The 13,564-nt window shown below is 41.0% G+C and carries 15 protein-coding genes; 10 read left to right on the forward strand and 5 right to left on the reverse strand.

What is annotated here, in order from left to right; translation table 11 throughout:
* Positions 1-186 precede the first annotated feature (186 nt).
* From EA365_03095 to EA365_03130, 8 genes are all read left to right on the forward strand, one after another.
* Positions 187-600 (forward strand): cupin domain-containing protein, encoded by a 414-nt coding sequence (locus EA365_03095; GenBank protein TVQ47686.1) that lies wholly within the window; start codon positions 187-189, stop codon positions 598-600.
* Positions 601-948 (forward strand): iron-sulfur cluster assembly accessory protein, encoded by a 348-nt coding sequence (locus EA365_03100; protein ID TVQ47687.1) that lies wholly within the window; start codon positions 601-603, stop codon positions 946-948.
* Positions 949-1,032: 84 nt separating this feature from the next.
* A complete protein-coding gene (locus tag EA365_03105) occupies positions 1,033-1,404 on the forward strand; it encodes a 30S ribosomal protein S12 (protein ID TVQ47688.1) in 372 nt (123 codons plus the stop codon).
* 29 nt (positions 1,405-1,433) lie between these two features.
* Positions 1,434-1,904, forward strand: coding sequence for a 30S ribosomal protein S7 (locus EA365_03110; protein TVQ47689.1), 471 nt, complete (start codon positions 1,434-1,436; stop codon positions 1,902-1,904).
* Positions 1,905-2,061: 157 nt separating this feature from the next.
* The gene (fusA, locus tag EA365_03115; protein TVQ47690.1) at positions 2,062-4,140 is read left to right on the forward strand and encodes an elongation factor G; all 2,079 of its coding nucleotides are present in this window, start codon (positions 2,062-2,064) and stop codon (positions 4,138-4,140) included.
* A 32-nt stretch (positions 4,141-4,172) separates the two neighbouring features.
* Positions 4,173-5,402: an elongation factor Tu gene (gene tuf, locus EA365_03120; GenBank protein ID TVQ47691.1), complete on the forward strand. Its 1,230-nt coding sequence runs from the start codon at positions 4,173-4,175 to the stop codon at positions 5,400-5,402.
* 96 nt (positions 5,403-5,498) lie between these two features.
* Entirely contained in the window at positions 5,499-5,816 is a 318-nt protein-coding gene (locus EA365_03125) for a 30S ribosomal protein S10 (GenBank protein ID TVQ47692.1), read from the forward strand.
* Between the two features lie 232 nt (positions 5,817-6,048).
* Positions 6,049-6,468 (forward strand): DUF29 domain-containing protein, encoded by a 420-nt coding sequence (locus EA365_03130; protein ID TVQ47693.1) that lies wholly within the window; start codon positions 6,049-6,051, stop codon positions 6,466-6,468.
* A gap of 111 nt (positions 6,469-6,579) precedes the next feature.
* Here the strand turns inward: EA365_03130 and EA365_03135 are convergent, their stop codons facing one another.
* The 5 genes from EA365_03135 to EA365_03155 all read right to left on the reverse strand — a co-directional run bounded on the left by EA365_03135 (position 6,580) and on the right by EA365_03155 (position 11,169).
* Positions 6,580-7,851: a DUF4912 domain-containing protein gene (locus tag EA365_03135; protein ID TVQ47694.1), complete on the reverse strand. Its 1,272-nt coding sequence runs from the start codon at positions 7,849-7,851 to the stop codon at positions 6,580-6,582.
* A gap of 250 nt (positions 7,852-8,101) precedes the next feature.
* Positions 8,102-9,274, reverse strand: a complete 1,173-nt coding sequence (gene moeB / locus EA365_03140) for a molybdopterin-synthase adenylyltransferase MoeB (GenBank protein ID TVQ47695.1) — start codon at positions 9,272-9,274, stop codon at positions 8,102-8,104.
* A 75-nt stretch (positions 9,275-9,349) separates the two neighbouring features.
* Positions 9,350-9,778: a M67 family peptidase gene (locus EA365_03145; protein TVQ47696.1), complete on the reverse strand. Its 429-nt coding sequence runs from the start codon at positions 9,776-9,778 to the stop codon at positions 9,350-9,352.
* Positions 9,779-10,420, reverse strand: a complete 642-nt coding sequence (locus tag EA365_03150; GenBank protein TVQ47697.1) for a cofactor assembly of complex C subunit B — start codon at positions 10,418-10,420, stop codon at positions 9,779-9,781.
* A gap of 20 nt (positions 10,421-10,440) precedes the next feature.
* The gene (locus tag EA365_03155) at positions 10,441-11,169 is read right to left on the reverse strand and encodes a DNA-binding response regulator (GenBank protein ID TVQ47698.1); all 729 of its coding nucleotides are present in this window, start codon (positions 11,167-11,169) and stop codon (positions 10,441-10,443) included.
* Positions 11,170-11,389: 220 nt separating this feature from the next.
* Here EA365_03155 and radA point away from each other — a divergent pair, with 220 nt between their 5' ends.
* The gene (gene radA / locus EA365_03160) at positions 11,390-12,880 is read left to right on the forward strand and encodes a DNA repair protein RadA (protein TVQ47699.1); all 1,491 of its coding nucleotides are present in this window, start codon (positions 11,390-11,392) and stop codon (positions 12,878-12,880) included.
* An 18-nt stretch (positions 12,881-12,898) separates the two neighbouring features.
* Positions 12,899-13,546: a hypothetical protein gene (locus tag EA365_03165; GenBank protein TVQ47700.1), complete on the forward strand. Its 648-nt coding sequence runs from the start codon at positions 12,899-12,901 to the stop codon at positions 13,544-13,546.
* Positions 13,547-13,564: the final 18 nt, after the last annotated feature.

Raw genomic sequence — 13,564 nt, forward strand, 5'->3', positions numbered from 1 at the left:
TTTCGCTAGTTCTTTTTTATTATCTGCACAGTTAATATTTCTTATTATAGCTTTAATCTCTAGGATTAGAATAGTTAATTATTAGCTAGCCAAGCTCGGCTAAATGTCATAGCTTCTTAACTTAACTAGTCATCGGTTATCTTAGTTATAGTATTAATTAATTTACTATGAGGAGGGGTTAAAATTATGGCTAAGTCTGAACAAGTAAAAGATACTCTGGTTTTATCTCTAGGTAATAGTCAAGAAAGACAAACCTTTACAGAAACAGAGATACGTCCTTGGGGTTCATTTACAACTTTAGAAGAAGGTAGCGGTTATAAGATTAAGCGCATAGAAGTTAATCCTGGACATCGTTTAAGTCTGCAGATGCACCATCATCGTAGTGAACATTGGATAGTAGTTTCAGGAACGGCTAAAGTGATTTGTGGTGAAGAAGTAGAGATTTTAGGTCCAAATCAATCTACTTACGTACCTCAATGTACTGCCCACAGATTAGAAAATCCTGGGGTAATTAAATTAGTATTGATTGAAGTGCAAAACGGTGAATATCTAGGCGAAGATGATATAATACGTTTTCAAGATGATTATGCTCGCAAATAAATGTTAAAAATTACACCTAATGCTATTACAGAGATTAAAAGGATACAAGATAGTTTAGGAGAGTCAGGACAACCAATCAGTCTGACCGTAAAATCAGGGGGATGTTGTGGGTTATGCTATAGTTTTGAGCTAAGTCCAACCACAACAGAGCAAGTTTGGCAAACAGAAGGGATAAACCTAGCCTGCTCGCGCAACGAGATCCTTCGGATCGCCCCTGAAGCTCAACCCTATGTAGAAAACCTGAAGATAGACTATGCCGAAGACTTAATGGGGGGAGCATTTCGCTTTGAGAATCCCCAAGCCCAAGCAACCTGCAGTTGTAGTCAGTCATTTTCTTGGGAATGTTGACACATTGCTCAAAAATTTGGTATGATGATAATTTGTCAACGATTTTAGGTTCACAGCGAATTGCTCAAAGAAGAAAAATAAATTATGCCAACAATCCAGCAATTAATTCGCGAGGAACGTTCTAAAGCGAAGAAGAAGACAAAATCACCAGCTTTAAAAGAATGTCCTCAGCGTCGAGGTGTGTGTACAAAAGTCTATACAACCACACCCAAAAAACCCAATTCAGCCCTAAGAAAAGTAGCCAGAGTAAGACTAACATCAGGATTTGAAGTAACCTCTTACATACCTGGGGAAGGACACTCATTACAAGAGCACTCTGTAGTGTTAATCAGAGGCGGAAGGGTAAAAGACCTGCCAGGTGTAAGATATCACATAGTACGTGGTACTCTAGATGCAGGAGGAGTAAAAGATAGAAAACAAGCGCGTTCCAAATACGGAACAAAGCGACCTAAATAAATTAAGAGAGTAAAAAAAACAATTAGATTATGTCTCGTCGTAAGGTAACCAAAAAACGCGAAGTGCCCGCAGATCCAGTATATAGTAGTAGGCTGGTAAGCATGACCATACGTCGGATCATGAAAAGCGGCAAAAAGTCTGTAGCATCTGGTATATTATATGATGCTTTTAAGATCATAGAAGAAAGAACAAAAACCGATCCTCTAGAAACTTTTGAGCAAGCAGTAAGAAATCTCACCCCTCTAGTAGAAGTAAAAGCTAGAAGAGTAGGTGGAGCGACCTATCAAGTGCCCATGGAAGTACGCCCAAGCCGAGGAACAGCCTTAGCCTTAAGATGGTTAATACAATATTCCAGAAAGCGATCAGGAAGAACCATGGCCGGGAAACTAGCCAATGAGATCCTCGATGCAGCCAACGAAACAGGGGGAGGAATCAAGAAAAGAGAAGAAACCCATAAAATGGCGGAAGCAAACAAAGCCTTTGCTCATTACAGATACTAATAGGGAGCGAGACGCTCCCACTCCAGATAAACAGGAGCGAGACGCTCCCACTCCAGATAAACAAGTAAAAAAAAGCCAAGAAAAGTCTAGAATTGTAAAGAGTGTCAGTAAAGAGTAAAACAGTAAAAACTTGCTTGGCAAGACAAAGGAGGTAGCCGTGTCACGTACTATCCCACTAGAGAAAGTTCGCAATATAGGAATTGCCGCGCACATAGACGCAGGCAAAACTACAACCACTGAGAGGATATTATTCTACTCAGGAATGGTACATAAACTGGGGGAAGTGCACGAAGGTACAGCGGTGACTGACTGGATGGAACAAGAGCGAGAGCGAGGGATAACCATCACAGCAGCAGCGATTACTACCAGTTGGCAAGATCACAAAATAAACATCATTGATACACCAGGTCACGTGGACTTTACTATAGAAGTAGAGCGGTCCATGCGGGTGTTAGATGGTGTCATAGCCGTATTTTGTTCAGTAGGAGGAGTACAACCCCAATCTGAAACGGTATGGCGTCAAGCGGAGCGCTACCAAGTACCGAGAATAGCCTTTGTCAACAAAATGGATCGTACAGGGGCGAACTTCTTCAAAGTTGCTGAACAAATCAGAGACAGACTAAGAGCTAATGCAGTCGCAATTCAGATACCCATTGGTGCAGAAAACGAGTTTACAGGAATAGTAGATTTAGTAAGAATGCGCGCGTTGCTTTATAGAGAAGATGACTTAGGTCAAGAGATAGTAGAGGCCCAAATTCCTACAGAAGTAGCCGAACTAGCCGAAACCTATCGAATGCAGCTCATCGAAGCAGTGGCAGAAACAGATGATTTCCTGACAGAAAAATATCTCGAAGGAGAAGAATTCAGCGAAGCTGAAATACGCAAGGGCATCAGACAGGGTACAATAGCGGGAACAATAGTTCCCTTACTCTGTGGCTCAGCATTCAAAAACAAAGGGATACAACTACTATTAGACGCAGTAGTAGATTATTTACCAGCACCAACGGAAGTACCAGCGATCAAAGGTCTTCTACCAGATGGGAGCGAAGGAATTAGACCAGCAGCAGATGAAGAACCCTTCTCGGCTTTAGCCTTTAAAATAGCAGCAGACCCCTTCGGACGTTTGACTTTTTTAAGGGTATATTCTGGAGTCTTAGCTAAAGGAAGTTATGTTTATAACTCTACGAAAGATCAAAAAGAAAGGATTTCTCGTCTAATCGTTCTCAAATCAAACGATCGCATTGAAGTAGAAGAACTCAGAGCGGGAGATTTAGGAGCAGCGATCGGATTGAGAAATACGATTACAGGGGATACACTGTGTGATGAGGCAAAACCCATCATTCTAGAGTCTCTCTTTGTACCAGAGCCTGTAATTTCCGTAGCGGTAGAGCCAAAAACCAAACAGGATATGGAGAAGCTGTCTAAGGCTTTGCAAGCCCTCTCCGACGAAGATCCCACCTTTCGTGTCAGGATAGATTCAGAGACGAATCAAACCGTAATCGCAGGGATGGGAGAGCTACACCTAGAAATTCTAGTAGATCGAATGTTGCGCGAATATAAAGTAGAAGCAAACGTCGGTCAACCCCAGGTGGCTTATCGAGAGACAATACGCAAAGCTAGTGAAGCCGAAGGCAAATTTATCCGTCAAAGCGGAGGGAAAGGACAATACGGTCACGTAGTGATTAAACTAGAGCCAGGAGAACTAGGCAGCGGTTTCCAATTCATCTCCAAAATCGTTGGGGGAACAATTCCTAAAGAATATATACCCCCAGTAGAACAAGGGATGAAAGAAGCCTGTGAGTCAGGAATCCTCGCAGGATATCCACTGATCGACGTCAAAGCAACCCTGTTAGACGGTTCTTACCACGACGTAGATTCTTCGGAAATGGCTTTTAAAATTGCAGGCTCAATGGCAGTTAGAGAGGCGGTACTCAAAGCATCTCCAGTGATCCTAGAGCCTATGATGAAAGTTGAGGTAGAAGTACCCGAAGGCTTCCTCGGGGATGTTATCGCCGATTTAAACTCTCGTCGTGGCAACATTGAAGGCATGAACTCCCAAGATGGTCTAGCCCAACTAACCGCTCTTGTTCCACTAGCGCAAATGTTTGGTTACGCCACAGATATACGCTCTAAAACCCAAGGACGTGGTATCTTTACCATGGAGTTCAGTAGATACGATGAAGTGCCTCGCAATATCGCCGAAGCCATCATCGCTAAAAGCAAAGGGAACGCATAACTAATATAACACAAAGGAAACAATAAAAATACATGGCACGCGCAAAGTTTGAACGTACTAAAGATCACGCTAACATCGGCACTATCGGTCACGTTGACCATGGTAAAACCACTTTAACCGCAGCGATCACTATGACTCTCTCGGCTTTAGGTCAAGCCAAAGCGAGAAAATATGATGATATCGATGCAGCTCCCGAAGAAAAAGCACGGGGTATCACTATCAATACCGCTCACGTAGAATACGAAACCGAGACACGTCACTACGCACACGTAGATTGTCCAGGACACGCTGACTACGTTAAAAACATGATCACTGGAGCAGCCCAAATGGATGGGGCTATATTAGTAGTATCAGCTGCTGATGGTCCTATGCCCCAAACCCGTGAACATATTCTCCTAGCACGTCAGGTAGGTGTTCCTCACCTAGTAGTCTTCCTCAATAAAGAGGACATGGTTGATGACCCAGAATTACTCGAACTAGTAGAACTAGAAGTACGGGAGTTATTAAGTGAGTATGGCTTCCCTGGAGATGATATCCCCATCGTCGCAGGCTCTGCACTACAAGCTCTTGAACACATGGTCGCTAACCCCACCACTAAAAAAGGTGACAATGATTGGGTAGATAAAATTTACGCTCTCATGGATAACGTTGACTCCTACATCCCCACTCCAGAAAGAGAAGTAGATAAACCCTTCTTGATGGCGGTAGAAGACGTGTTCTCCATCACTGGACGTGGAACAGTAGCAACAGGACGTATTGAACGCGGTAAGATTAAAGTAGGTGAGACCGTTGACCTAGTAGGTATCAGAGACAAACGTAGCACTACCGTTACTGGGGTGGAAATGTTCCAAAAAACCCTAGATGAAGGTATGGCTGGAGATAACGTCGGTTTGCTTCTTCGTGGTGTCAATAAAGAAGATATCGAAAGAGGTATGGTATTAGCTAAACCAGGTAGTATTAATCCTCATACTAAATTTGAGTCAGAGGTATATGTACTCAAAAAAGAAGAAGGCGGTCGTCATACTCCTTTCTTCTCTGGTTATCGTCCTCAGTTCTATGTCCGTACTACTGACGTAACAGGAACAATCGAAGCCTACACCGCAGATGATGGCAGTGACGTAGAAATGGTTATGCCAGGCGATCGCATCAAAATGACCGTTAAACTCATTAGCCCTATCGCTATTGAACAAGGGATGCGCTTCGCTATTCGTGAAGGTGGACGCACCATTGGTGCTGGTGTAGTTTCCAAAATTTTAGAATAACACCATTCTTCAACCTGGTTGGAGCAGTTGAACAATATTGCTGCTCCATCATTTTTTTGTCTAATTAAACCTTACTGAGAACCTTGATAACTAAACATGGCTACTATTCAACAACAAAAAATCCGCATTCGTCTCAAAGCTTTTGACCGTCGTTTACTCGATACTTCCTGTGAGAAAATCGTTGACACCGCTAAAAGAACTAACGCTACAGCAATTGGTCCGATTCCTCTACCTACTAAACGTAAAATCTACTGCGTTTTACGCTCTCCTCACGTAGATAAGGATTCCCGAGAACATTTTGAAACTCGTACCCATCGTCGCATCATCGATATTTATCAACCTTCTTCTAAAACCGTTGACGCTTTGATGAAACTGGACTTACCCGCAGGGGTTGATATTGAGGTGAAACTGTAAAAAAAACGTGATTTCCTAGGAGTAGATGCCTATGGTGTCGCAGCAAAGGAATAAAAACGATAACATTGGTTAACCGCATCAAAGATCAATTGTCAATTTGGCGATCCTTGGGATCCCATCCTAATCTTAAACGTAACTGTGAGGAGAAGAGGGATGGCGATCCGAAGGATATCGCTACGCGAGCACGCACTATTAGATATAATAGTCAAATCATTGTATTATCAAATTTCATATGAGCCAAAGCTTTAATAGCGACATTTACGAAAAAGACTTTTATCAATGGACAACAGAACAATCAAAATCTTTACGAGAGCGAAATTTAGAAAAATTGGACTGGGAAAACATTATTGAGGAAATCGAAGCTTTGGGACGTAGTGATTACCAGGCTGTAATATCTCTATTAACTCGAATTCTTCAACACCGTTTAAAGATTGATTTTGCTAATCAACCAGAAAATCATCGTCATTGGCAAGCTGAAATCAAAGCCTTTTCTAACACAGTTAGAAGACGTTATAGCCCCTCAATGAAACCTAAATTGGAGGCGGAATGGCAAGGGATATATTCAGACGCAACAGACCTATATTTGATTGATTATCCTCCTGCTGATTTCCCGGAAGTGTGTCCCTATTGTCTGGAGGATTTGCTACCTTAACTTTAAATAGTGGTTTGCTAATCCTCATTTCTTAGCATTTTTACTAGTATAGAAACTACCTGATAAAAAATCCCTACCTACAAGCTAGATAGGGATAATGTTAATTAATTATTAAACAAACCATTCTTCCACTGCTTCCTCTTTGGTATTGGTATGGCGAGAGGGAGTTTCACGAGTAAATTTCATGTGAATGGAGCGGGTTTGTTCTCCATCTGCCGCTACCGCCATAATAGGATAATCGATTAAACCATCTTGGAAAGACATCTGGAAGCGAAAAGTTCCATCAGGATTGAGTTTAATGGGACGACCACCGATAGTAACCGTAGCATCGGGTTCGGTAGCTCCATAAACGATTAATTCTGCATCAGCCACTAACCAGAATTGGCGGGGACGCATAGGAATAGCTGAAGCCGAGAAACCTGCTCCAGACATCATACCTACACCAGACATAGTTACTAGTCCAGAAGGGGTGGGGACAGATGCAGTGGGTACAGCCCACATACCTACACCAGATGGGAAGACATAAGAGCTAAGTACTTGTTGTGGTACTAAAGAACCTGGTACGTGTTGCATAGAGCCATAGAGAGAACCTGCAACTCTTTGAGCTTCGGCGGATTTTGCCATACCAAAGATTTCCTCATAGAGTGGGTTATCTTGCTGACTTCCGCCTGGGGTAGCTTCAGGTTGACGTTTGCTAGGTGGTACGAGTTCGTATAGGGTTTTACCGCGTAAATCTTCTTCCCAATCTACGGTAATAAAGACATCTTCTATCCAATCAGAAGGATAAACCGGGGGAACGTGAATAGGTAGAGAACGAGCTAAAACTAACCAGCGACCATCGGCACAACGATAACCAATATCAATTACATAATCGCGATCGCTCACTGGTACGGGTAGATACCATTCTCTGGCTAACTCATCACAGAGATATTCTTGGACACTATGGGGGCTTTGATAACTTATATCTATATCCGTCATATCATAGAGACGGATGGCTAATTGTTGTCCACCTTGACGGCGTAATTCTTCTTTATGATTGTTGGGAATATCCCAATAAGCGTAGCACCATTGAGGGTCTCTGGGCATTAAAACGATGCGACTTTCACCATATCCCCCTGGTAAATCCCCTAGATTTTCATCTACTGACGCTAAAGGACCACCTATTTTATCGTCTTGACCTAATTCAAACTTAGATGCTTCCACTTGTTGTTCCTCCTGAATACGAGATGATGTACGAGTAATTTTTTCTTGTAAAACTTTTTGAATTTCTGCTAATAATTGCGACTTGCGCATACGACTGTATCTAGATATGGAGCACTCGCTGGCAACTTTCCTAAGTTGTCTGAGAGTCATCTCTTCTAGAGGGGGACGTTCTTTTGACATGACATCTAGTCTCCTGTGTTAACACCTAGGGCGTTGGGTAAGAGTTTAATTTCTTGACTATCGCTGTTTGTTTCTGACTCTTTCAACTTTTTTTTGGGATCACTAAATGATCTCTTTTACTATGTAACAAAATTTTAACCCTATTAGTCAAGTGCTGATGTCATGATTTCTTGATATTATGGGGATCAAAAACAAAAGGCAATAAAAATCCCCGTCCTAGGGACAGGGAATATCAAGATTTATTATTGATTTAGTACTCAGGGACAGTGGAATCTATTTCTCGACTCCAAGCGTTAATACCACCGACGAGATTTTTACCAGTGATTCCCTCTTGTTTAAGGATAAATAGGGCTTTAGCAGAGCGTCCACCCATTTTACACTGAGCGATCAGATTTTTGTCTTTGGTTAACTCTTTGACTTTATCTAGGGCTGAACCATTTTCTATGTCTGGTAAGGGGACTAAAATAGCTCCAGGAATGCGAGCGATTTCGTACTCATTAGGGTTACGTACATCTAACAAGACAAAATCATCAGCTCCACTATCGATAAGTTGTTTTAATTCTTGAACAGTAATTTCTTCCATTGCTTGTTGTTGTTGAGCTTCTGCGGCACGTGCTTGAGGAATACCACAGAATTGTTCATAATCGATGAGTTCGTTAATAACAGGACGTTCGGGATTAGGGCGTAATTTTAACTCTCTAAAAGTCATATTTAAGGCGTTATAAAGCAATAAACGTCCACTGAGAGTTTGATTAGAGCCTAGAATGATTTTAATCGCTTCTGTGGCTTGAATAGAGCCAATTACTCCACACAAAACCCCTAATACTCCACCTTCTGCACAGGAAGGGACCATACCTGGTGGTGGTGGCTCGGGGAATAAATCACGGTAGTTAGGTCCACCACGGTAGTTAAATACCGTCGCTTGTCCTTCAAAGCGGAAAATTGAACCGTAAACGTTAGGTTTGTTTAGTAATACACAAGCGTCGTTAGTGAGGTAGCGAGTGGGGAAGTTGTCTGTACCGTCAACTACTACGTCGTAATCTTTTAAAATTTCTAGAGCGTTAGCTGAAGTCAGACGAGCTTCGTATAAATCTACCTGACAAGTAGGATTAATTTCGAGAATGCGATTTTTAGCTGAGTGAATTTTCGGTTTACCTACCCAAGATGTTCCATGGATAACCTGACGTTGAAGATTAGAACTATCAACTACATCAAAATCCACAATACCAATCCTACCGATTCCCGCGGCTGCTAGATAAAGGAGTAGGGGAGATCCTAAACCTCCTGTACCAATACAGACAACACTAGCTGTTTTTAAGCGTTTTTGTCCTTCTAAACCAACTTCTGGCAAGATAATATGACGAGAGTATCGCTCATACTCATCTTTACTGAGTTGGATCGTGTCTAAGTTAGGGTTAAGCATTGCACTGATCAATTAATTGCAATATGTGCAAACAGATAATTATATTCTTTTTTACAACTTTTAGGAGAGTTTTTCTCAAATTGTCATAATTTCTTCGGGGTGAAATTGCCGATTTTCATCTAATACCCAACTGAGTATTTTTTCGGGTTGACCTTGAGTTAGGGAAATAATTACATAAGAGTAACCTTGATGGGCGATCGCTCGGTCATATTCTGAAGGTTGGGGAGGATGATCGGGGTGAGAATGATAGATACCGATAATATTGAGATTTAACTGACGAGCTTTTTTACTAACTTCTAGCATAGTTTGGGGAGCGATACTAAAACGATTGCCTTTACTTCCCTCGGGTGTGTTAAATATTTCCCCTGACCAACTATTCTCTGTTGACCAAACTTGTTGTACTAGTTTATTATTCCCTAATAACAATCCACAGCATTCCTCGGGATATGTTTTGACTGCGTGAGTTTTGATTTGTTCTAGTTGTGTTAAGGTTATCTGCAGCATTTACATGGTTTCTAGGGTTAAAGCTAATTTAGCAGCGATCGCCTCAATCCAATTTTCATCTTGTTTAGTATAACTGCGAGGAGCATTAGCACCTAGAATCATTACTCCCTCTTTCCCCAAAGGTTGACAGATAACCCCTTGGGTATTTTCGGGTAGATAATCAAATTCTAGGCTACCTGGATAGAGTTTTAGGGAGACTAGATAAACGGGTTTACCGTTATCCAAACAACGTTGTACAATTGCTCCTGGGGTAACTTCTGCTTTAACAGGGAGAATACCTCTTCTTAAGATAACTTTACCCTGATAATAGATAACCACAGTACGAGTCACGGTGTTAGTTAATAACAGATGAGTTGCCCAAGCTAACTCTATTTTTACTGTTTCAGGAAGATTTGGGTCTAACTCAAAACCTTCTGTACCAATTAAAGTTACTGCTTCAGGGTTACGAGGTTGGATTTGTTGCCATAGTAACCCCACTAATATCAGTAAAGCACTTAAGATAACCCCAAGCACATCAGAACGAGCTTGGGAGTTAGTCAATTCCAGAGTTCCCCAACGATTGAATAATAAAAGTCCACCACCTACCATTCCACTCACGAGAGGAAGTAATCTTAGTATCTGATTCTGATCTGGTTTAGTCATCTGGAAAATTATTAACCTGTTTATTCTTCTCCTGGTTCCATTATTCTTTGGAATAAATAACCTGTTCCTCTAGCGGTGAGAATTAATTCTGGATTGCTTGGATCATCTTCTAGCTTAGCTCTAAGACGGGAGATATGTACATCAACTACTCTAGTATCTACGTGTCTTTCTGGTGTATATCCCCAGACTTCTTGTAAAATTTCTGAACGAGAAAACGCTTCTCCCGAACGACCTACTAATAATTCTAGTAGGCTAAATTCCATACCAGTCAGACGAATTCTAGCGTCTCCTTTATAGACTTGACGTTTATTGGTGTCGATTCTGATAGAACTAATTTGTATGACTCCTGAACTGGGAATCCCTGGTACACCGTTTTTGTCCACACGTCTTAATACAGAACGTATCCTAGCTTCTAATTCTTTGGGGGAGAAGGGTTTAACTACATAGTCATCTGCTCCTAATTCTAAGCCTGTGATGCGATCGGCTACATCTCCTAAAGCGGTTAACATGATGATAGGAATATCTGATTCTTTGCGGAGTTCCTGACACACACCGTAACCGTCTAATTTAGGCATCATTACGTCTAAAACTACTAAATCAGGGTGACTATCGTGAAAAACTTCTAAAGCTTCTTCACCATCAGCCGCGGTTACTACTTCATAACCAATCATTGATAAGCGTGTTTCTAGAATACGACGGATACTAGCTTCATCATCCACAACCAAGATTTTTTCTTTATTACTTTCCAATGTCACACTTCCTTAAAATGATCATAGAACTGTTTTATTTACTAGAATATCTTTTTTTCATGTCTTAATTAAGCTTTAAATAGAGTATATCTCGTTAAAATAGAAGGGATTTTTTAAGATTTCCTAGACAACCGACCCTAACTAGACATGATAAACTCAAGATAAAATTAAGCGTGTTGTCAACCACTGGCTAACCATTGAGGAGCAGATTTTAAGGTTTATGGCTAGTAAAAATCGTACTGTCTATGTTTGTAGTGAATGTGGCGCTGAGTCTCCTCAGTGGTTTGGTAAATGTCCTTACTGTGATGTCTATGGTACTCTTGAAGAACAGGTACTCAATTCTGGTAATTCCTTGTTAAATAGGGGAGGTTGGCAATCTAGTACAAATACAGGACGCAACAGTAGTAAACCTTGTCAACCTCGTCTGTCTTTATTATTTTCCCAAATTATTAGCGATGTTCAAGAAAGATTTGACTCAGGTTATGGAGAATTCGATCGCGTTTTGGGAGGAGGTGTAGTACCTGGTTCTTTGGTCTTAATTGGAGGCGATCCAGGTATCGGTAAATCAACACTTTTACTCCAAACCGCTAATCAGTTAGCTTTACGATTACCCCGCATTCTCTATGTCTCAGCTGAAGAATCAGGACACCAAATTAAATTACGCGCGTCTCGTTTGGGTGTGGGAGTAACCGACACAGAAGCTAATAGTCAGAATGGTAAACAACCTAGTTCCGAACATAATCTCTATGTAATGGCAGAAACTGATTTAGAAGAGATTTTACGGGAGTTAGAAGCTTTAAAACCACAACTAGCGGTTATTGATAGTATTCAAACTCTCTATTTTGCTTCTTTGACTTCTGCACCAGGGTCGGTTGCCCAAGTAAGAGAATGTACTTCAGCGTTGATGCAGGTAGCTAAACGAGAAAATATTACTCTATTCATTGTCGGTCATGTGACTAAAGAAGGGGCGATCGCAGGTCCGAGAGTACTTGAACATCTAGTGGATACTGTACTCTATTTTGAGGGCGATCGCTACGCTTCCCACCGTTTATTACGTTCTGTTAAAAATCGCTTCGGTTCAACTCATGAAATCGGTATCTTTGAAATGGCGGATCAGGGTTTACGAGAGGTCGCTAATCCCTCAGAATTATTTCTCGGTAATCGTGAAGAGTTAGTACCAGGTACATCCACTGTAGTAGCTTGTGAGGGTACACGTCCTCTAGTCGTAGAGTTACAAGCTTTAGTCAGTCCCACTAGTTATAGTTCCCCTCGTCGTTCCACTACTGGAGTAGATTATAATCGTTTATTACAAATATTGGCGGTATTAGAAAAACGGGTGGGGATTCCCTTATCTAAATTAGACGCTTATGTAGCTTCAGCTGGAGGATTGGGAGTGGAAGAACCCGCCGCTGATTTGGGGATAGCGATCGCTATTGTCGCTAGTTTCCGCGATCGCATCGTTGATCCACGTACAGTCTTAATTGGAGAAGTGGGTTTAGGGGGTCAAGTTCGTTTAGTAGCCCAAATGGAACTCAGACTCAAAGAAGCTGCTAAACTAGGCTTTAAACGCGCTATAGTCCCTAAAGGTCAAGCTTTTCCTGATGATTTGGGTTTAGAAATTATTCCTGTAGGTAAGGTTATCGATGCGATTATCAAAGCTATCCCTAGTCAACGAGTTAATAACCCATCTAACCATCAAGAAGAAGAATAACTAGAATAATTATGGTTAATGTCTCTGCGAGAATATCTTGTACAAATTTTATTACCAGAATCAACAATATCTCTATATCTCTTAAAGTATCCCCAAGCTATTATTTATCGGTTTCAGACTAAAGGGGATACTATTAATTATTCTGGAGAGGAGATAGTTATTACCACTGTTGGTGATTATGCTATTGATGTCAGAGTAAGCGATCGCCTATTGGTTTCTTGGTTAACTAAAACCTATCAGTCTATTCTCAGTGATTTTCCCTTTTTTCTGGGTTCTCAGACTGAAATCGTGATTAATAGTGAGTTTTCCTTACTTCAATATAGTCACGCTCGCTGTTGCGCTTATTTACGACAATTATATCAACAAAAGATAATTACAGCAGAAGGTCTAATTATTTTGACTACAGATTTAATAGATTTATTGGTTGATTTTAATGTTCATGATTGGGATTTACTCAAGGCGATCGTCTCAATTAACGATGTACCAATTTCTAGGAAATTAATCAATAATCTGTGTCAAGCTGTCTTAAATTTTGAGCGTTATAGTGGTCTTTGGCGAGAAAACTTACCATTAAGAGAGATTAAAGCTATCTTACTGATACTATCTCGTTATTACTTACACATTTTTTTAGTAGAATCATCAGTTATTCCACCAGTAGAACTATAAAAGAGTTTTCACAAAAAA

The organism is Gloeocapsa sp. DLM2.Bin57 (assembly GCA_007693955.1).
Classification (GTDB): domain Bacteria; phylum Cyanobacteriota; class Cyanobacteriia; order Cyanobacteriales; family Gloeocapsaceae; genus Gloeocapsa.